Source organism: Nocardia sp. IBHARD005 (genome assembly GCF_052814245.1).
In genome coordinates, this window is record NZ_CP199935.1 from 1 (window position 1) to 19,363 (window position 19,363).

A 19,363-nucleotide genomic window follows, 5' to 3' on the forward strand; every position below is an offset into this window, starting at 1 on the left:
ATGGACGACGAGCAGAACGTGCTGGCCACAGTGTGGCCGGAGGTGGTTGCCGAGCTCACCACCGGCTCTGCCGACGGCGCCATCCCCGCGGTGAGTCGCGCGCAGCAGGCCTGGTTGAAGCTGGTGAAGCCACTCACCGTCGCGCAGGGTTTCGCGTTGCTGTCGGTCCCGTCGTCGCTGGCACAGGAGGCGATCGAGCGCGATCTGCGCGAGCCGATCCTGCGATCGCTCGGCCGCAGACTCGGCCCCCAAGTGGAAGGACTCGGAGTGCGCATCGCCGCGCCGAGCCCGGCCGCGGGGGAGCGGGCAGGTAGTTCGCCCCGGCACGCCAGGATGACGAGCAGGCCCGAGCGTCCGCGCGAGCAGGTCCGCCCGCCCGCCGGTTATCCCGGCCCCGATTTCAGCGTTCCCGATTACGCCGCTCGCGGTGAGTACGGCAGGCCGCGCTACGGCGCGGGCGAGTACCCCGCCCAGGGCGGCGAGTACGGCAACGACTATCAGTCGTCCCCCGACTATCCGGCCAACGGTGAGTACCCGAACAGTTACGGCGGCCGGGAGTACCCCGGGCAGGCCGGCGAGTACGGCGAGCGCAACGACTACGCGGGGCACCGCGAGTACCCGGCAGAGCCGGAGTACCAGCAGCAACAGCCCGATTACCAGCAACAGTCGGAGTACAAGCAGGCGCCGTCGGAGTTCAGCCAGTCCGCGGAATACAAACAAGCACCCTCGGAGTACGGCCAGCAGTCCGAATACCAGCAGGCGCCCTCCGAGTACGGCCAGCAGCCCGAATACCAGCAGGCCCCCTCGGAGTACGGCCAGCAGCCGGAATACAAGCAGCCACCGTCCGAATACACCCAGCCATCCGAGTACCAGGGCGAGCGCAACGATTTCCCCGGCACCGATTTCGAGCCGACCGTGGCGTACCCGGTCCCCGACTATCCCGGTGCCGAGTTCGGCGGCCGCGGTGAGTTCCGTGGCGCGCGTCCGGACCAGCGGGTCCCCGAGACCGCGCCGCCCGTGCGCCGTGAGCAGGCGGCCGCGCCCCGCCGCGACCACTCCGGGCAGGAGTCGCTGTTCACGCCCGACCCGCCGCAGCGCGCACCGAACCGCGGCAGGCCGTCCGAAGAGCCCGCCGCTGCCCGCGCCGAGGAGCCGAGCGCCGAGGGCCAGGACAAGCCGTTCCCAGGTCAGCCCGGTGCCCAGCCGGTCGACGACGAACCGGTGGTCAGCAACCGCAACAACTGGCCGACCTATTTCAGCAAGTCGCCCGAGGCGCCGCCGCAGTCCTCGTCCTCGGCCAGTCTCAATGCCAAGTACACCTTCGAGACCTTCGTCATCGGCGCGTCCAACCGGTTCGCGCACGCTGCCGCGGTCGCCATCGCGGAGGCTCCCGCAAGGGCCTACAACCCGCTGTTCGTCTGGGGCGCTTCGGGATTGGGCAAAACCCACCTGCTGCACGCGGCAGGTCACTACGCGCAGCGCCTGTTTCCCGGTATGCGGGTGAAGTACGTCTCCACCGAGGAATTCACCAACGACTTCATCAACAGCCTGCGCGACGACCGCAAGGTCGCGTTCAAGCGCCGCTACCGCGAGACCGACATCCTGCTGGTGGACGACATCCAGTTCATCGAGGGCAAGGAAGGCATCCAGGAGGAGTTCTTCCACACCTTCAACACCCTGCACAACGCGAACAAGCAGATCGTGGTGTCCTCGGATCGCCCGCCCAAGCAGCTGGCCACCCTGGAGGAACGGCTGCGGACCCGCTTCGAGTGGGGCCTGATCACCGATGTGCAGCCCCCTGAGCTGGAGACTCGCATCGCGATCCTGCGCAAGAAGGCGCGGATGGACCGGCTCGATGTGCCGCACGACGTGCTCGAGCTGATCGCGAGCCGGGTGGAGCGCAATATCCGCGAGCTCGAGGGCGCGCTGATCCGGGTGACGGCGTTCGCCTCGCTCAACGGTCAGCCGCTCGACCTCTCGCTGGCCGAGGTGGTGCTGCGCGATCTGATGCCCGACACCGCGGCGCTGGAGATCAACGCGGCGACGATCATGGCCGTCACCGCCGAGTACTTCAACACCACGCTCGAGGAGCTGACCGGGCCCGGCAAGGCGCGTCCGCTGGCGCAGGCCCGCCAGATCGCGATGTACCTGTGCCGTGAGCTGACCGATCTGTCGCTGCCCAAGATCGGCCAGGCGTTCGGTCGCGACCACACGACGGTGATGTACGCGGAGAAAAAAGTGCGCAAGGAGATGACCGAGCGCCGTCGCGTCTACGACCAGGTCCAAGAACTCACAGCCCGAATTAAACAGCGCTCCCGCTGATTTCATCCCCAACCCGGAACACCGCCCTGACCTGGGGCGGTGTTCTTTTTTGCCCTGTGGATTCCTCGAGGAATTCCTGTGGACTCCTCGAGGAATCCACACCTTTGTGCACCGGTCGGTGCACAGGGTGTTGGGCGCGGGTGTGCAGCGTTCATGCACAGGCAGTTGTCCACATCATCCACAAGACGGTCTACTAACACCTGTGCACTAGCGGTGACCTGCGACGTCACCGAATCTGGCCTGTGGATTCCTCGAGGAGTCCCTGTGGAGTCCTCGAGGAATCCCCACCGTTGCCACCAGGCTGGCCCGACCTGTGAACAACTGGGTGAATCCGGTGGAACAACTCGAGGACAACTCGAGGATGGAATGGGGACAACTCCACCCCTCCACAGCCACCGCCGATTCATCCTCGAGTCACCCCAAGGCCATCCCCATCCCACCAAGCGCTCTGACCTGCGGATTCGGGCGAAATCCACAGATTCCACAGTGCCTACTACTACTTCAGTTCTCCTTCTAGAGAGAACTCTTTTAAAACAGGGTGTGTGGAAACTCGGTGGGGGAGGCTCGGCTTCGTCGGTTGTTCACTCACAGGCGGGCAAGGAGGAGCGGGGTGGTTCGACGAGGCGGAATCGGCCGGGAGGGTCGATGCGGAGTTCGCGCACTGCACGGGTACCGTTTGGTTGTCGGTCGGTTGTGCGAGACTCATTGCGCGGCCGACACAGCAGTTCAACTCCGCTGACACACACCCGCACACGGATTCGAAACTCGGAGAGGACAAATCGGGCGATGGAGCTTGCGAGCATGAAGTTTCGGGTCGCCCGAGAGGACTTCGCCGAATCGGTGGCCTGGGTGGCGCGCAGTCTCCCGTCCCGGCCTCCGGTGCCTGTTCTCGGCGGTGTGCTGCTGGTGGCCGACGAGAACGGCCTGACGGTCTCCGGGTTCGACTACGAGGTCTCCGCGCAGATGCGCGTCGCGGCCGAGGTCGCCGGTCCCGGCCAGGTGCTGGTCTCGGGCCGCCTGCTCGCCGACATCACCAAGTCGCTGTCGAACAAGCCGGTCGATGTCTCCGTCGACGGCACCCGCGTGCTCATCGCCTGTGGCAGCGCGAAGTTCTCCCTGCCGACCATGCCGGTCGAGGACTATCCCCAGCTGCCCGAGGTACCGCAGCAGACCGGTGAACTCACCGTCGATGTGTTCGCCGAGGCCGTCGGCCAGGTCGCCGTCGCCGCAGGCCGTGACGACACCCTGCCGATGCTCACCGGCATCCGGGTCGAGATCGAGGGCAACGACGTGGTGCTCGCCGCCACCGACCGTTTCCGCCTCGCCGTGCGCCATCTGCAGTGGCAGCCGACCCGTTCCGATATCGAGACCGCGGTGCTCATCCCCGCGCGCACGCTGTCCGAGGCCGCCAAGACCCTCGGTGCGGCCGAGGCACCCGTGCAGCTGTCGCTTGGCAGCGGTGGCGGCGCCGATGGTCTGCTCGGCATCGTCAACGGCGGCAGGCGCACCACCACCCGGCTGCTCGACGCGGAATTCCCCAAGTTCCGCCAGTTGCTCCCCAAGGAGCACACCTCCATCGCCACCTTGCCCGTCGCCGTGCTGTCGGAGGCGATCAAGCGTGTCGCCCTGGTGGCCGAGCGCGGTGCCCAGGTGCGGCTCGAGTTCTCCACAGACGGCGTGCTGCTGTCAGCGGGTGGGGACGACGCGGGCCGGGCCGAGGAATGGCTGGAAGCGGATTTCCGCGGCGAACCGCTCACGATCGCGTTCAACCCCGGCTACCTGACCGAGGGCTTGGCCGCCCTGCACACCGACCGGGTCACCTTCGGGTTCACCACCCCCAGCCGTCCCGCCGTGCTGCTGCCCGCCTCCGACGAGGAGCCCAAGGTGCTCGAGTCGGGTGCGTTCGCGGCGCTGGAGAGCCAGTACATCTACCTGTTGATGCCGGTCCGGCTGCCCGGCTGAGCCGGCGGGGGCGGCTAGGCCTGCATGTTCATCCGTGAGCTGTCGGTCCGTGATTTCCGTTCGTGGGAACACGCCGACCTCGAGTTATCCCCAGGGCGCACGGTGCTGCTGGGGGCAAACGGCAACGGCAAGACCAATCTGCTCGAGGCGGTCGGCTATCTGGCGACGCTCGGTTCACACCGGGTCTCCGCTGACGCGCCGCTGATCCGGATGGGCGCCACCCAGGCCAGGATCGGGGCCACCGTGGTGAACACGGGCCGGGAACTGCGCGTGGATGTGGAACTCAAAGCGGGCAGTGCCAACCGCGCGCAGATCAATCGCTCGCCGGTGCGCCGCGCACGCGAGATCCTGGGGATTCTGCACACTGTGCTGTTCGCGCCGGAGGATCTGGCGTTGGTGCGTGGGGATCCGGGGGAGCGGCGCCGGTTCCTCGACGAGTTGTCCACCGCCCGGTTGCCCAGGCTCGCCGGTGTCCGCGCCGACTACGACAAGGTGCTGCGGCAGCGCTCGGCGCTGTTGAAAACGGCTGGGCGCCAATCTCGTTCGCGTGCCGATCTGGGCACCCTCGACGTGTGGGACGGGCACCTCGCCGACCACGCGGCGGTGCTGCTCGCCGAGCGGCTGCGCCTGGTGCACGACCTGTATCCCCATCTGTCCCAGGCATATCGGTCGATCGCGCCCGAATCACGTCCTGCCACAATCACTTACCGCTCCGGATATCTCCCACCGGAACTCCTCGATCCGGCCAGGGCGCCTGCGGCCAGTGATGCACAGCTGCTGCACGAGATCATGCTGCGCGAGCTGGCCGCGGCGCGGAACCGGGAGCTCGATCGCGGGGTCTGTCTGGTCGGTCCACATCGTGACGATCTGGAGTTGCTGCTCGGCAGCGCGCCCGCGAAGGGATTCGCCAGTCACGGTGAGTCCTGGTCGTTCGCCCTTGCGCTGCGGTTGGCCTCGTTCGAGCTGTTGCGCAGTGAGGGCTCCGAACCGGTGCTGCTGCTCGATGACGTGTTCGCCGAGCTCGACCGCCGCCGCCGCGCCGCGCTGGCGGAGGTGGCCGCGGGTGCCGAGCAGGTGTTGATCACGGCCGCGGTGGCCGAGGACGTGCCCGCGGAACTGGCTGCCGAACCGTTGCGTGTGCAAACGACCGGCGAGGCCGACCGGCGTATCTCACAGATCGTCCCCGAGGTCGCCGAACACGCCGAGGATATGCACAGATCGCGATAGTTATCCCCAGCCCCTGTGGAAAACCGGCAACATGCTGGACATATGCCGGATTGGTGCTCGACGAGCCTGTCGGCGCCCCGGCGTAGACTCCATCCACCCTCGACCCCGGAAGGCGGAACCCCGTGCCGGAAGAACCCGCACCGGAGCTGCGCGGCATCGATCTGGCCCGTCGTGCGCTGGAAGAGGCGCGCGCCGCGGCCAAGGCCAGCGGCAAGTCCGTCGGGCAGGGCAGGGCCTCGCCGGTGCGCAAGTTGCGGGCCGGTGGCAGGCGCCGTAGCGGCTGGTCCGGGTCCGGCCCCGATGCCCGTGATCCCCAGCTCCTCGGCGCGCTCAGTGGGTCGCTGGCGAAGAATCGTGGCTGGTCAGGCAAGGTAGCAGAGGGCACGGTGTTCGGCAGCTGGGCGCGTGTGGTCGGCGAGGACATCGCGTCTCACGCCACCCCGGTGACCCTCGAAGGCGGTGTGCTCAAGATCGCCGCTGAGTCCACCGCGTGGGCCACTCAGCTGCGCATGTTGCAGGGCCAGATCCTGGCCAAGATCAATGCCGCGGTCGGCCATGGCGTGGTCACCTCACTGCGCATCACCGGCCCCGCCGCGCCGAGCTGGCGCAAGGGTGAGCGCCACATCAAGGGCCGTGGCCCGCGCGATACCTACGGGTAGCCGCGCGGTGACCGGGGCGAGATCGGTTGCGCCCGCGCCGCTCTCGCGCCCCGAGTTGTGGACATGTGCATAGAGCCTGTGGATAACTTCGAAGGCGGCAGCCGATTTCGCGAGAACATGGGTAACTTCCCTGGAACCCCACAAATCTCACGCCTCCCGGCCGCTGGCCCGAGGACATACTCTATTCGCGCCTACGATCGGCAAAATACCCGGGGAGGCGGAACCGCCTCGCGGTGAGGCGATTTCTTGCATTACACGGGAAGCCAGGGGTGTCGTAGGTGCACTGTAAGTTGGGCTTACCAGTAGGATGGTGACGTAACCAGCGGCGAACCCTCGGCGCGTGCTGTGCAGTCCGTGATATCTGATGGCTCTTCGGGGCCGTGCGCGTGCTGCCCGGATCGCTGCGCCAGGGATCAGCAAGTAAGGAGAGCTACCGAGAAGTGGCTGCCAACGACTCCAACGCATCGGGCAACAATTCAGGCTACGGTGCCTCTTCCATCACGGTCCTCGAAGGCCTCGAGGCGGTGCGCAAGCGCCCTGGCATGTACATCGGGTCCACCGGTGAACGCGGTCTGCACCACCTCATCTGGGAGGTTGTGGACAACTCGGTCGATGAGGCGATGGCCGGCTACGCGACCAAGGTCGAGGTGACCTTGCTCGCCGACGGCGGCGTCGAGGTGATCGACGACGGTCGTGGCATCCCGGTCGGAATGCACGCGCAGGGTGTGCCGACCATCGAGGTCGTCATGACCCAGCTGCACGCCGGTGGCAAGTTCGACTCCGACTCCTACGCGGTGTCCGGTGGTCTGCACGGTGTCGGTATCTCGGTGGTGAACGCGCTCTCGACCAAGGTCGAGGTCGAGATCGACGTCGACGGCTACCACTGGCACCAGATCTACAAGGACGCCAAGCCAGGCAAGCTCGTGCAGGGCGAGCCGACCAAGGCCACCGGCACCACGGTGCGGTTCTGGGCCGACCCGGACATCTTCGAGACCACGACCTACAACTTCGAGACCGTGGCACGGCGCCTGCAGGAGATGGCCTTCCTGAACAAGGGCCTCACCATCAAGCTCACCGATGAGCGGGTCGCCGTCGGCGACATCACCGATGAAGTGGTCAGTGAGACCGCCGAGGCGCCCAAGGACGCCGAGGTGGTCGCCGCGGAAGCGGTCGAACACAAGGTGAAGACGCGCACCTACCACTACCCGGGCGGCCTGGTGGACTTCGTCCGCCACATCAACCGCACCAAGTCGGCCATCCACAACTCGGTCGTCGGCTACACGGTCAAGGGCACCGGCCACGAGCTCGAGGTCGCGATGCAGTGGAACTCGGGTTACTCCGAGTCGGTCCACACCTTCGCCAACACGATCAACACCCATGAGGGCGGCACCCACGAAGAGGGCTTCCGCGCGGCGCTGACCACGGTGGTCAACAAGTACGCCAAGGAGAAGAAGCTCCTCAAGGAGAAGGACGGCAACCTCACCGGTGACGACATCCGCGAGGGCCTTGCCGCCATCGTGAGCGTCAAGGTCGGCGAGCCGCAGTTCGAGGGCCAGACCAAGACCAAGCTGGGCAACACCGAGGTCAAGTCGTTCGTGCAGCGTGCCTGCAACGAGCACCTGCAGCACTGGTTCGAGGCCAACCCGGCCGACGCGAAGACCATCGTGCAGAAGGCGGTGTCCTCGGCGCAGGCCCGGATGGCCGCCCGCAAGGCGCGCGAGCTGGTGCGCCGCAAGTCGGCGACCGACCTGGGCGGGCTGCCGGGCAAGCTGGCCGACTGCCGGTCCAAGGATCCGGGCAAGTGCGAGATCTACATCGTCGAGGGCGACTCCGCCGGTGGCTCGGCGAAGTCGGGCCGCGACTCGATGTACCAGGCGATCCTGCCGCTGCGCGGCAAGATCATCAACGTCGAGAAGGCCCGCATCGACCGTGTCCTCAAGAACAACGAGGTCCAGTCGATCATCACCGCCTTCGGTACCGGTATCCACGACGAGTTCGATATCGCCAAGCTGCGCTACAACAAGATCATCCTGATGGCCGACGCCGACGTGGACGGTCAGCACATCGCGACGCTGCTGCTCACGTTGCTGTTCCGCTTCATGCGCCCGCTGGTCGAGCACGGTCACGTGTACTTGGCCCAGCCGCCGCTGTACAAGCTCAAGTGGATGCGTTCGGACCCGGAGTTCGCCTACTCCGACCGCGAGCGCGACGCGCTGGTCGAGGCCGGGCTGGCCGCAGGCAAGAAGATCAACAAGGACGACGGTATCCAGCGCTACAAGGGTCTTGGCGAGATGAACGCCAAGGAGCTGTGGGAAACCACGATGGACCCCGCGGTTCGGGTGCTTCGTCAGGTGACGCTCGACGACGCGGCCGCGGCCGACGAGCTGTTCTCCGTGCTGATGGGCGAGGACGTGGAGGCACGTCGCAGCTTCATCACCCGCAATGCCAAGGACGTCCGTTTCCTCGATGTGTAAGCGGCGCAGCGCCTGATGGGCGCGCCCGCTCGCATGTCGGCCCCTCGAAGGAGATTTGATGACTGAGACCACGCTGCCCCCGTCCGGCGGTGCGGGCGACCGGACCGAACCGGTCGATATCCAGACCGAAATGCAGAACAGCTACATCGATTACGCGATGAGCGTGATCGTGGGCCGCGCGCTGCCCGATGTGCGCGACGGCCTCAAGCCGGTGCACCGTCGTGTGCTCTACGCGATGTACGACAACGGCTACCGCCCCGATCGCGGCTATGTGAAGTCCGCGCGCCCGGTCGCCGAGACCATGGGTAACTACCACCCGCACGGCGACTCGTCGATCTACGACACCCTCGTGCGCATGGCCCAGCCGTGGTCGCTGCGCTACCCGATGGTCGACGGCCAGGGCAACTTCGGTTCCCGCGGCAACGACGGCGCGGCCGCCATGCGCTACACCGAGTGCAGGCTGACGCCGCTCGCGATGGAGATGCTGCGCGATATCGACTCCGAGACGGTCGATTTCGTCCCGAACTACGACGGTCGCTCGCAGGAGCCGACCGTGCTGCCCGCCCGCGTGCCCGCCCTGCTGATGAACGGCAGCAACGGCATCGCGGTCGGCATGGCCACCAACATCCCGCCGCACAACCTCAACGAGCTGGCCGAGGCCATCTACTGGGCGCTGGAGAACTACGAGGCCGACGAGGAATCCACCCTCGCCGCCTGCATGGAGCGGGTCAAGGGCCCCGACTTCCCGACGCACGGCCTGATCGTGGGCGGGCAGGGCATCCACGACGCCTACACCACCGGTCGCGGTTCCATCCGCATGCGCGGTGTGGTGGAGATCGAGGAAGACGCGCGTGGCCGCACCACGATCGTCATCACCGAACTGCCGTACCAGGTCAACACCGACAACTTCGTCAACTCCATCGCCGAGCAGGTGAAGGACGCGAAGATCGCGGGTATCTCCGATATCCACGACGAGTCCTCCGACCGTGTCGGCATGCGCATCGTGGTGACGGTCAAGCGTGACGCGGTGGCGAAGGTGGTGCTGAACAACCTCTACAAGCACACCCAGCTGCAGACCAGCTTCGGCGCGAACATGCTCTCGATCGTCGACGGTGTGCCACGCACGCTGCGCCTTGACCAGATGATTCGTTACTACGTCAATCACGAGCTAGAGGTCATCGTCCGGCGTACCCGCTACCTGCTGCGCAAGGCCGAGGAGCGGGCCCACATCCTGCGCGGCCTGGTCAAGGCGCTCGACATGCTCGACCAGGTCATCGCGCTGATCCGGGGTGCGGCCAACACCGACACCGCGCGCACCGGCCTGATGCAGCTGCTCGAGATCGACGAGATCCAGTCGACCGCCATCCTCGACATGCAGCTGCGTCGACTGTCGGCACTGGAACGTCAGCGCATCATCGACGATCTGGCCAAGATAGAGATCGAGATCGCCGACTACCGCGACATTCTGGACAAGCCGCAGCGGCAGCGCGCGATCGTGCGCGACGAGCTGGCCGAGATCGTCGAAAAGCACGGCGACGACCGCCGGACCAGGATCATCGCCGCCGACGGTGACGTCAACGACGAGGATCTGATCGCCCGCGAGGACGTGGTCGTGACGATCACCGAGACCGGCTACGCCAAGCGCACCAAGACCGACCTCTACCGCTCGCAGAAGCGCGGCGGCAAGGGCGTGATGGGCGCCGGCCTCAAGCAGGACGACATCGTCAAGCACTTCTTCGTATCGTCCACGCACGACTGGCTGCTGTTCTTCACCAACAAGGGCCGCGTCTACCGGGCCAAGGCCTACGAGCTGCCAGAGGCCAACCGGACCGCGCGTGGTCAGCACGTGGCCAACCTGCTCGCGTTCCAGCCGGATGAGAAGATCGCCCAGATCATCCAGCTCAAGACCTACGAGGACGCCCCGTACCTGGTGCTCGCGACACGCACGGGCTTGGTGAAGAAGTCCAAACTCACCGATTTCGACTCTAACCGCTCCGGCGGCATCGTCGCGGTGAACCTGCGCGACGACGACGAATTGGTCGGTGCGGTGCTGTGCTCGTCCGACGATGACCTGCTCCTGGTCTCGGCGCACGGCCAGTCGATCCGCTTCGCCGCGACCGATGAGGCGCTGCGTCCGATGGGTCGCGCCACCTCCGGCGTGCAGGGCATGCGCTTCAACACCGACGACGAGCTGCTCTCGCTCAATGTGGTGCGTCTGGAGACATATCTGCTGGTCGCGACGGCCGGCGGGTATGCGAAGCGGACCGCGATCGAGGAGTACACCGCGCAGGGCCGTGGCGGAAAAGGCGTATTGACAATCCAATACGATCCGAAGCGTGGCAGCCTGGTGGGTGCGCTCATCGTCGACGACGAGGACGAGTTGTACGCGATCACTTCCAGTGGTGGCGTCATCCGCACCGCAGCCAAGCAGGTTCGTAAGGCTGGACGCCAGACCAAGGGCGTCCGATTGATGAACCTCGCGGATGGCGATACCTTGCTAGCGATCGCGCGCAACGCCGACGAGCCCGATCCCGATCAGCTCCTCGGCGACGTGGCTTCGGAGTAACACACCAAATAGCGGCGGCAACGAACGGATCTGAGGATTCCATTGACCACACCGAATCAGTCGAACGACGATCGGAACCAGACCAACGGCGTCACCGAACGGATCGCCACGTCTCCGATCCCGCCGCGACCGATCCCACGCCAGGGCGGTCCGGCCGAGGGCGCGGCGCCGGAATCCGGTGCGGCCGGGACCGATTCGCTCGACGGTAAGGGCAGCAAATCGTCGCCCTACCAGGACGGGTGGGCTCAGCTGCCGCAGCGCGAACCGCAGTCGAACCTGTACCGTCCCGGCGAATCGCCGAGCCAGGGGCGCCCCGCATCGGGGGCGGCCGCGGGTGGGCTCAAGGGCAGCGGTGCGTCCAACGCCCGCACCACGGCGGACCTGGCGGCCAAGGCGGCCCGCAAGGAAGCGGCGATGGTGAAGTCCGTCGGTATCGACGGGCCGACCCGCAGCATCGCGCGTCCGGAACTGGTCAAGGACATGCCCGACCTATCCGACGTGCGCCACCCGGCACCCGAGGCACCGGTGGTGCCTCCCGGTCTACCGATGGCGCCGCAGCCCCAGTACCAGCAGCACAGCATGGGGCCGAGTGCACGGGCCGCCGCGGCGAGCACGGTCTCGCCAGCGGCGCCGGTGGCCATCGCGGCCGCCGCGTCGGGTGAGCCACTCCGCGCGACGGTGCAGATCCGCCGGATCGACCCGTGGTCGACCCTGAAGATCACGCTGGTGATCAGCGTCGCGCTGTTCTTCGTGTGGATGGTGGCCGTCGGCCTGCTCTACATCGTGCTGGCCGGCATGGGCGTCTGGGACAACCTGGACAACTCGCTGGGCGAGATGCTGAACCAGGAGGGCAGCTCGACAAGCCTGATCGACGCGGGCACGGTCTTCGGCTACGCCGGTGTGATCGGCCTGATCAACGTGGTGCTGTTCACCGCGCTGGCCACGGTCGGCGTGTTCATCTACAACCAGTGCTGCGATCTGGTCGGTGGCATCCAGGTGACCCTGGCCGATCCCGACTAGAAGTAGGTTTTCCGCACGGCCGGTCAGCTCAGGAAACTGGGTCTGACCGGCCGTTTTGGTTATCGGTAGCCAGGTAAGGTAACCTCGTTTCTCGTTGCGGTTCACTGCTCAGGCAGGGATCGAAATGAGTTCGGGCCTATAGCTCAGGCGGTTAGAGCGCTTCGCTGATAACGAAGAGGTCGGAGGTTCAAGTCCTCCTAGGCCCACTCCCGAACAGCACAGTAGGGTGGGAATCATGAAGATTGTCCTCATGGTCGGTGTTGTGATCGCCGTTCTCATCGGTGTCAGCAAATTCCGCAAGCGCGACGACGCAGACCTCTGGCGCGACGTCACCACTCGCTGATTTCGGGTTGCCAGCTGGTCAGCGACCAGTAAGGGGCCTTAGCTCAATTGGCAGAGCACTGCCTTTGCAAGGCAGGGGTTAGGGGTTCGATTCCCCTAGGCTCCACATCTGTGAATTCCTCGGTATTCGATTTTCTTCTCACCGCCGCACCGGCCGACGTAGTTTCGGCTGATTTCGCCACGGTGTGGGCGCGTCACCGCGCCCGGTCCCACGATTTCGCGAGTTCCATCGACCGGGCGGCGATCGCCGGATTCGACAGTGCGGGTACAGGTCCCGCGTTTCTCGGTGGGTATCAGGAAGCGCTGCACGCGCTGGTACCCTCGCTCGATTCCGCCGCGCTCACCTCGATGTGTGCGACCGAGGCCGCCGGTGCGCGGCCGTCGACGATGACCACGACGGTGAGTGGCGACGGCGTCGTCAGCGGGACGAAATCCTTCGCCACGCTCGGTACGTTCGCCGATCGGTTCCTGGTCATCGCCCGATCGGGTACTCAGCCCGATGGCAGGCCGATCCTGCGAGCTGTGCTGGTGCCTGCCGGTGCGTCAACCGCGATCACGCCGCTGCCCGCGCTGCCCTTCGCGCCCGAGATCCCGCACGCGGGAGTCACTTTCGATGCCGCGCCGGGCGAACTGCTGCCCGGTGACGGCTACACGGACTATCTGAAGCCGTTCCGGACGGTCGAGGACCTGCACGTGGTGGCCGCTGTGCTCGGTCAGCTCGTCCGGGTTGCCCGGCTAGCGCAGTGGCCCGCGGAGCCCGTAGAGCAGCTGCTGGCGCTGTTTGCGGCGGTACGTGGGGTCGGTGCCGAGGACCCCAGCTCCCCGGGTGTGCACATCGCGCTCGGCGGCCTCTTCGATCGGCTGACCGCGCTGCGTACCGAACTGGAGCCGCTGTGGGCGCCGGTGGACCCGGAGGTCAGGAAGCGCTGGGAGCGTGACGTGCCGCTGCTCGGGGTGGCGGGCAAGGTCAGGGCGGCGCGGCTGGCGACCGCGTGGCGCGCGCTGGCCTGATCGACAGGTTCGGTGCTGTGTCAACCAGTCCGGGTGAACGTCCCTAGGCCGCTTTCGTCGAAGTAGTCGATCGTCAGAGTCCCGTCGGCGAACCGCGCCGAGGTGACGCTGCCGGGCGGGGCGTTCTCGCCGCTCAAGTCGAAGGCGAAGGTGTCGCCGTCCCAGTGCCGGAGTTGATAGGTCCGCTGCTCGAGGCCGATGGTCAGGCGCAGGTCGGTGCCGGTCGCGACGATCGTGGCGGGGCCCCAGTAGGCGCTGTCGTAGGTGCCCTCGTAGGTCGGTAGTGGCTGTGCGGGGGCCGGATTCGCCGGGGCGGGCTTGCCGGACAGCTCACCTTCCGGATCGTCGAAGGCGGCGAACGCGTCGCGGTACAGGCCGCGCCAGTCCTCGCGTACCTCGCCGAACTGCACCAGATCGGCGAACTCGGCGGTCAACGTCTCCGGGATGCCGAGCGGCGCGGCGTTGGTCAGCGCGACGATGGCCACGTCGGCGGACGGGATCACCAGGAAGTTGGTCGCCGCGCCGAGGCTGAAGCCACCGGAATGACTGGTGGCGGTGCGCCCTGCCGCGGAGACCGACACGTTGAAGCCGTACCCGTAGCTGCCCGCCCGCGCGACGGGGGTCGACGGCGGGGCCGAGACGATCTGCGGCGTGACGGCGGGCAGCAGCGCTTCGGGCGGGGCGATGGTCGTCGCGCCCGCGGTGCCGTCGCCGAGCAGCATCGTCAGCCAGCGGGCCATGTCGTTCACCGATGAGCTCGCGCCGCCCGCGGGGGACTGGGGGTCGGGATCGCGCACGGAGCGGGCGACCCAGTTGCCATCGACGTTCACGTGCCCGACCGCATGATTCGGGCGGGCCTGGAAGTCGTCGAAGCGAGAGCTGGTGTCGCGCATGCCGAGGGGCGTGTAGAGGGCATCGGCCGACAGCTGGGCCCAGTCCTTGCCGGCCGCCGCGGCCACGGATTCGGCTGCGGCCGTGAATCCGAAGTTGGTGTAGTGGTAGGTGATCCGGAACGGGTCGAGGGGTTCGAGACGAAGCTTGTCCAGGATCGCGGCCTGGTCGTAGCCGAGGTCTTCGAGCCGGTCGCCGGCGTGGTCGGGCAGGCCGCTGCGGTGCGCGAGCAGGTCACCGACGGTGAGCTGGGCCGTGGTGGCGGGATCGGCCAGCGCGAACGACGGGAGATGCGTGACCACCGGGGTGGTCCACTCGATCGCGTCCGCGCCGACCTGGTTGGCCACGACGGTCGCGGCGAGCGACTTCGACACCGAGGCCAGCTGGAAGACGGTGTCGGCGTCGACCTTGTCCGGCGCGCCTGCCGCACGAACGCCGAAACCCTTGGCATACACGGTCTTTCCGCCGTGTACTACAGCGACAGCCATGCCGGGGATGCCGCTGGACTCCATCAGCGAGCCAGTCAGTTCGTCGAGCCGTCCGATGGCTTTGCCGACCGCGTCGGCGGGCAGGGCGACACCGGCGACCTGGTTCGGGGGGAGCTCGGCGGCCGGCGTCGCGGTGGGGTGCTCGTCGGTGGATCCGGTGCAACCAACCAGGAGCGTCATCGATAAGACGACCCCGGCGATCACACCGCGACCAGGCACCATCGGCCGACGATAACCCTGGTTGCCGGGTGATCGCCGGAACGTGGCCGGACTGTGACGCTCGGCGTACCGGTGCGCTTCGGCTGATCTGCCGAGCTGCGACCTTGCCGGAAAATGGGGAGCGGGCCTCGGCGAAGGGGGGGAGTTAGCCGAGGCCCGCGTAGGGTCGGCCCGGGGGGGAGGGGCCGACGTGAACGATCCTACGCGATACGCGCGGAATTCGTGGAGGCGCACCGGGCGAGTTCGCGAGTTTTTTCGGGTGCGGGTGCGGGTGTCGGTGGTGGCCTGGGGCGTGGTGATCGGCTGGTATGCGTGGGTGGTGCTTGTCAGGTGTCTTACGGAGATCGGAATCGGCTGGTACGCAAGGCTTTACGGGGAATCGCCGGTGAACATGTTCTCGTCTCGTGTAGGGCGGCCGTCCAGGTAACAGGGCCTCTTGTTCGTGTTGTGAGACAGAAAATCAGTCCGATTCGCCGCGTGTCGCCGCGTGTCGGCATGTCGAACAATTGTGTACATCTGATGGGTGGTCGCGCCGGAATTGGGGATGCGACTTGTCGGTGGGTAGGGCAATACTGGCAAAGCATCGCCAATCCACGACTTCAGGAGAATCATGCCCGACGCAATCGTCGCCGAGGGTCTGGTCAAACGGTATGGGCAGCTCGTTGCCCTGGACGGACTCGACCTGTCCGTACCGGAAGGTACCGTCACCGCGCTACTCGGCCCCAACGGCGCGGGCAAGACCACGACTGTTCGCGTTCTCACCACTTTGCTGATCCCCGACGAGGGCACCGCCACCGTCGCCGGTATCGACGTGCTCCACGATCCACAGGCCCTGCGCTCGCGCATCGGCGCCTCCGGCCAATATTCCGCGGTCGACGAATACCTCACCGGCTTCGAGAATCTCGAAATGGTCGGCAGGCTCTACCACCTCGGCACCCAGCGCAGTAAGGAGCGGGCCCGCGAACTGCTCGACCGCTTCCGGCTCACCGACGCCGCCGATCGGCCGGTGAAGGGCTACTCGGGCGGTATGCGCAGGCGCCTCGACCTGGCAGGCGCGCTGGTGGCCAACCCGCCGGTGTTGTTCCTCGACGAGCCGACCACCGGTCTCGACCCGCGCGCCCGGCTCGACCTGTGGGACGTCATCGAGGAGTTGGTCGCCGGCGGCACCACGCTGCTGCTCACCACCCAGTACATGGACGAGGCCGACCGCCTCGCCGATGCGATCGCGGTGATCGACCACGGCAAGGTGATCGCGCGCGGCACGGCCGACGAACTCAAGGCCCTCGTCGGTGGCGACCGGATCGAACTCACCGTCGGCGCCGCCGATCAGCTGGGCGTCGCCCAGCAGGTGCTGAGCGGGCTCGCCGATGGCGAGATCCATCTCGAACCCGGCCTGCGCAAGCTCACGGTGCCGGTGGCCGACGGATCACAGGACCTGGTCGCCGCCATCGGCAGGCTCACCGAGCACAAGGTGACCATCAACGACGTCGCACTACGCAGACCCTCGCTCGACGACGTCTTCCTGACGCTCACCGGGCACGAGGCCGAAGAACTCGTCAACGGCGATCGCGAGTCGGAGACCGTGGGCGCCGTGGAAGGAAAGAACCGATGAGCGCCACGCTCGACAAAGCCGCAGTGGAACATCCCAGCCTCGGCGAACGCCTGGCGATGGTGGTGAGCGACAGCATCACCATCGCCAAACGCAATGTCATCAAGATCAAGCGTGTGCCCGACGTGCTGATCTTCACGACGATGTCACCGATCATGTTCGTGCTGCTGTTCGCCTACGTCTTCGGCTCGGCGATCAGCATCCCGGGGCTGGAGGGCGGCTACCGCGAATTCCTGATCGCCGGCATCTTCGCCCAGACGGTGGTGTTCGGTGCGACCTTCACCGGTGCCGGCCTGGCCGAAGACATGCAGAAGGGCATCATCGACCGGTTCCGGTCACTGCCGATGGCGCCGTCGGCGGTGCTGGTCGGGCGCACGATCAGCGATGTGGTGATCAATATCGTCAGCCTGGTGGTGATGTCGCTGACCGGGCTCGTCGTCGGCTGGCGGATCCGCGGGTCGTTCCTCGACGCGGTGCTGGCGTATGCGTTGATGCTGCTGTTCGCCTACGCGCTGTCGTGGATGATGGCCGTGGTCGGTCTGATCGTGCGCGCGCCGGAGGTATTCAACAACGCCAGCTTCATGGTGATCTTCCCGCTGACGTTCCTGTCCAACGCGTTCGTTCCGCTCGACAACATGCCTGGCCCGCTTCGGGTCTTCGCCGAATGGAACCCGGTCTCGGCGCTCACCCAGGCGGTGCGTGACCTGTTCGGCAACGTCAACCCGATGGCACCGCCCTCGCAGGCGTGGCCGATGCAGCATCCGGTGGCCACATCGCTGCTGTGGGTCGCGGTGATCCTGATCGTCTTCGTGCCGCTGGCTCAGATCCAGTACAAGAAGTCGGTCAGTCGCTGAGGAACTCCCCGGAACTAGTGCGCCGAGCCGTTGCGGGAATACCCGAGACGCGGCGGCTCGGCGGCCGGTTCGGGCAGTTGTGGCCGCTTGGCGCGGGCCAGGTAAGCCAGGGCGCCCGCCCCGGCGAGTGCGATCGACGCGAGCAGCGGATTACGAAGCTTCATTCCACCACTGTCCTTCATTCGACCACGTGGCACAAACGGATTCGGCTTGCCGCGTGGCACCATAACTGCGTGACCTCACCCAACCAGACGGCCGTGGCAACTCTGCACACCAACCACGGCGATATCAGGATCGCGCTTTTCGGTAACCACGCCCCGAAGACGGTGCGTAACTTCGTCGGTCTCGCCGACGGCAGCGCGCCGTACTCGACCGTCAATGCCGGCGGTACGGAAAGTGGCCCGTTCTACGACGGCGCCGTCTTCCACCGGATCATCCCGGGGTTCATGATCCAGGGTGGCGATCCGACCGGCACCGGCCGCGGTGGGCCGGGCTTCGAGTTCGCCGATGAGTTCCACCCGGATCTGCGCTTCGACCGCGGCTATCTGCTCGCGATGGCCAATGCGGGCGCCGGCACCGAGACCAATGGCTCACAGTTCTTCATCACCGTCGGCGCGCAGCCGCATCTCAACCGCAAGCACTCGATCTTCGGCGAGGTGGTCGACCCCGATTCGCGCAAAGTGGTCGACGCGATCGCCTCGGTGAAGACCGATCGCAATGATCGCCCGGACGAGCCGGTCATCATCTCGGCCGTGACTATCGACTGATCACAGCCATAAAAGGACTCCCCGCCGCGGATCATCGCGGCGGGGAGTCCTGTTGCTTCACGTGAAACAACGTCAGTCGGTGGTCACAGCGGCACCAGCCGCTATGTGACAGCGGCGAAGCCGTTGACGACCAGGGCGTCGTAGACGTCGTGAGGGTTGGTGCCGAGGTCCCAGCGGCCGAAGATCAGCAGACGCTCGGTGTCGTCGTGGCGAACGTCGACTTCGAGCATCGCGGTCTTGCGGCCGATGCGCCGGTAGGAGACCATCCGGATCCGGTCGATCCGGTCCAGGGGGTATTCCTTCGGGCCGGTGAGCGTGCCCACCACCAGACGCGGCGCGGAGCCGGGAAACATGGTGAGCCGGGGGCGCTGCCGGAGACCGAGGGCGGCCGTTGCCAGTACCGCGACCGCGGCGATGCCGACAAGCAGCCGGCTCGGCCCGTCGTTGGCGAGGATCGCGGTCACGACCAGCAGAATTCCGCCGCCGGTGACGGCGAGCAGACCTGCGACAGGGGTCGACCACGAGACCGGTTGTGCGTCGTTCACGCGGTTGTTCGCCCCTCTATCCTCGAGTTGTGCACAGGGTTATCCACAGGTGTGCATGAATAACACTGGTGTAATCCGCTGCGATCAGCGCCATCGCATGGTCATGATCAGGCCGACGACCATCAGGCCGAACCCGATCAGGAAGTTCCAGGCGCCCAGATCGAGCATGAAACCGATCTGGTCCTGTGCCAGGTAGTAAACGATCAGCCACACCAGACCGGCGAGCATGAAGCCCAGCATGATCGCGACGTACCAGACCGGCGACGGCCCCGCTTTCACCTTCACCGGCGTGCGGCTGGCGGGGCTCGGGGTGTAGTCGGCCTTCTTGCGGACCTTGGACTTGGGCATGACGTCCTCGAATTCGGAGTACAGGTAACTCCTAGGCTATCCCACCAGGCTGTGTCATC

Annotated in this window: 15 protein-coding genes and 2 tRNA genes; 13 read left to right on the forward strand and 4 right to left on the reverse strand. The window is 66.5% G+C overall.

The window, feature by feature from the left end:
• The 10 genes from dnaA (at position 1) to ACTWPB_RS00050 (ending at position 13,583) form a co-directional block, all read left to right on the forward strand.
• Positions 1-2,322 (forward strand): chromosomal replication initiator protein DnaA, encoded by a 2,322-nt coding sequence (gene dnaA / locus ACTWPB_RS00005; RefSeq protein ID WP_446223706.1) that lies wholly within the window; start codon positions 1-3, stop codon positions 2,320-2,322.
• 786 nt (positions 2,323-3,108) lie between these two features.
• The gene (gene dnaN, locus ACTWPB_RS00010; RefSeq protein ID WP_056822597.1) at positions 3,109-4,284 is read left to right on the forward strand and encodes a DNA polymerase III subunit beta; all 1,176 of its coding nucleotides are present in this window, start codon (positions 3,109-3,111) and stop codon (positions 4,282-4,284) included.
• 24 nt (positions 4,285-4,308) lie between these two features.
• Entirely contained in the window at positions 4,309-5,511 is a 1,203-nt protein-coding gene (gene recF / locus ACTWPB_RS00015; protein WP_446223707.1) for a DNA replication/repair protein RecF, read from the forward strand.
• A 122-nt stretch (positions 5,512-5,633) separates the two neighbouring features.
• On the forward strand, positions 5,634-6,170 hold the full coding sequence (locus ACTWPB_RS00020; protein ID WP_446223708.1) for a DUF721 family protein: 537 nt from the start codon (positions 5,634-5,636) through the stop codon (positions 6,168-6,170).
• A gap of 440 nt (positions 6,171-6,610) precedes the next feature.
• A complete protein-coding gene (gene gyrB, locus ACTWPB_RS00025; RefSeq protein ID WP_446223709.1) occupies positions 6,611-8,644 on the forward strand; it encodes a DNA topoisomerase (ATP-hydrolyzing) subunit B in 2,034 nt (677 codons plus the stop codon).
• A gap of 58 nt (positions 8,645-8,702) precedes the next feature.
• The gene (gyrA, locus tag ACTWPB_RS00030; protein WP_446223710.1) at positions 8,703-11,210 is read left to right on the forward strand and encodes a DNA gyrase subunit A; all 2,508 of its coding nucleotides are present in this window, start codon (positions 8,703-8,705) and stop codon (positions 11,208-11,210) included.
• A 42-nt stretch (positions 11,211-11,252) separates the two neighbouring features.
• Complete coding sequence (locus tag ACTWPB_RS00035; RefSeq protein WP_446223711.1) at positions 11,253-12,230, forward strand: DUF3566 domain-containing protein; 978 nt, start codon at positions 11,253-11,255, stop codon at positions 12,228-12,230.
• 132 nt (positions 12,231-12,362) lie between these two features.
• Positions 12,363-12,436 (forward strand) — tRNA-Ile (locus ACTWPB_RS00040).
• A gap of 169 nt (positions 12,437-12,605) precedes the next feature.
• Positions 12,606-12,678 (forward strand) — tRNA-Ala (locus ACTWPB_RS00045).
• A gap of 5 nt (positions 12,679-12,683) precedes the next feature.
• Complete coding sequence (locus ACTWPB_RS00050; protein ID WP_446223712.1) at positions 12,684-13,583, forward strand: acyl-CoA dehydrogenase family protein; 900 nt, start codon at positions 12,684-12,686, stop codon at positions 13,581-13,583.
• Between the two features lie 20 nt (positions 13,584-13,603).
• Here the strand turns inward: ACTWPB_RS00050 and ACTWPB_RS00055 are convergent, their stop codons facing one another.
• Positions 13,604-15,184, reverse strand: coding sequence for a serine hydrolase domain-containing protein (locus tag ACTWPB_RS00055; RefSeq protein ID WP_446223713.1), 1,581 nt, complete (start codon positions 15,182-15,184; stop codon positions 13,604-13,606).
• Between the two features lie 607 nt (positions 15,185-15,791).
• Here ACTWPB_RS00055 and ACTWPB_RS00060 point away from each other — a divergent pair.
• Both ACTWPB_RS00060 and ACTWPB_RS00065 read left to right on the forward strand, forming a co-directional pair.
• Positions 15,792-16,793 (forward strand): ATP-binding cassette domain-containing protein, encoded by a 1,002-nt coding sequence (locus ACTWPB_RS00060; RefSeq protein ID WP_446223714.1) that lies wholly within the window; start codon positions 15,792-15,794, stop codon positions 16,791-16,793.
• A 56-nt stretch (positions 16,794-16,849) separates the two neighbouring features.
• Positions 16,850-17,644: an ABC transporter permease gene (locus ACTWPB_RS00065; RefSeq protein ID WP_446226539.1), complete on the forward strand. Its 795-nt coding sequence runs from the start codon at positions 16,850-16,852 to the stop codon at positions 17,642-17,644.
• A gap of 14 nt (positions 17,645-17,658) precedes the next feature.
• On the opposite strand, the gene ACTWPB_RS00070 is transcribed toward ACTWPB_RS00065, so the two are convergent.
• A complete protein-coding gene (locus ACTWPB_RS00070) occupies positions 17,659-17,808 on the reverse strand; it encodes a hypothetical protein (protein WP_170112099.1) in 150 nt (49 codons plus the stop codon).
• A gap of 69 nt (positions 17,809-17,877) precedes the next feature.
• Between ACTWPB_RS00070 and ACTWPB_RS00075 the strand changes: the two genes are divergently transcribed.
• A complete protein-coding gene (locus ACTWPB_RS00075) occupies positions 17,878-18,411 on the forward strand; it encodes a peptidylprolyl isomerase (RefSeq protein WP_446223715.1) in 534 nt (177 codons plus the stop codon).
• Between the two features lie 101 nt (positions 18,412-18,512).
• Here the strand turns inward: ACTWPB_RS00075 and ACTWPB_RS00080 are convergent, their stop codons facing one another.
• Together ACTWPB_RS00080 and crgA are read right to left on the reverse strand one after the other, a co-directional pair.
• A complete protein-coding gene (locus ACTWPB_RS00080; RefSeq protein WP_446223716.1) occupies positions 18,513-18,956 on the reverse strand; it encodes a PH domain-containing protein in 444 nt (147 codons plus the stop codon).
• 84 nt (positions 18,957-19,040) lie between these two features.
• The gene (gene crgA / locus ACTWPB_RS00085; protein ID WP_446223717.1) at positions 19,041-19,304 is read right to left on the reverse strand and encodes a cell division protein CrgA; all 264 of its coding nucleotides are present in this window, start codon (positions 19,302-19,304) and stop codon (positions 19,041-19,043) included.
• Positions 19,305-19,363: the final 59 nt, after the last annotated feature.

What these genes read in the sequence shown, in the direction of transcription:
- dnaA (WP_446223706.1), top strand. Translation starts at nt 1, where the DNA reads ATGGACGACGAGCAGAACGTGCTGGCCACAGTGTGGCCGGAGGTGGTT.
- dnaN (WP_056822597.1), top strand. Translation starts at nt 3,109, where the DNA reads ATGGAGCTTGCGAGCATGAAGTTTCGGGTCGCCCGAGAGGACTTCGCC.
- recF (WP_446223707.1), top strand. Translation starts at nt 4,309, where the DNA reads ATGTTCATCCGTGAGCTGTCGGTCCGTGATTTCCGTTCGTGGGAACAC.
- gyrA (WP_446223710.1), top strand. Translation starts at nt 8,703, where the DNA reads ATGACTGAGACCACGCTGCCCCCGTCCGGCGGTGCGGGCGACCGGACC.
- ACTWPB_RS00055 (WP_446223713.1), bottom strand. Translation starts at nt 15,184, where the DNA reads ATGGTGCCTGGTCGCGGTGTGATCGCCGGGGTCGTCTTATCGATGACG.
- ACTWPB_RS00060 (WP_446223714.1), top strand. Translation starts at nt 15,792, where the DNA reads ATGCCCGACGCAATCGTCGCCGAGGGTCTGGTCAAACGGTATGGGCAG.
- ACTWPB_RS00065 (WP_446226539.1), top strand. Translation starts at nt 16,850, where the DNA reads ATGGTGGTGAGCGACAGCATCACCATCGCCAAACGCAATGTCATCAAG.
- ACTWPB_RS00070 (WP_170112099.1), bottom strand. Translation starts at nt 17,808, where the DNA reads ATGAAGCTTCGTAATCCGCTGCTCGCGTCGATCGCACTCGCCGGGGCG.
- crgA (WP_446223717.1), bottom strand. Translation starts at nt 19,304, where the DNA reads ATGCCCAAGTCCAAGGTCCGCAAGAAGGCCGACTACACCCCGAGCCCC.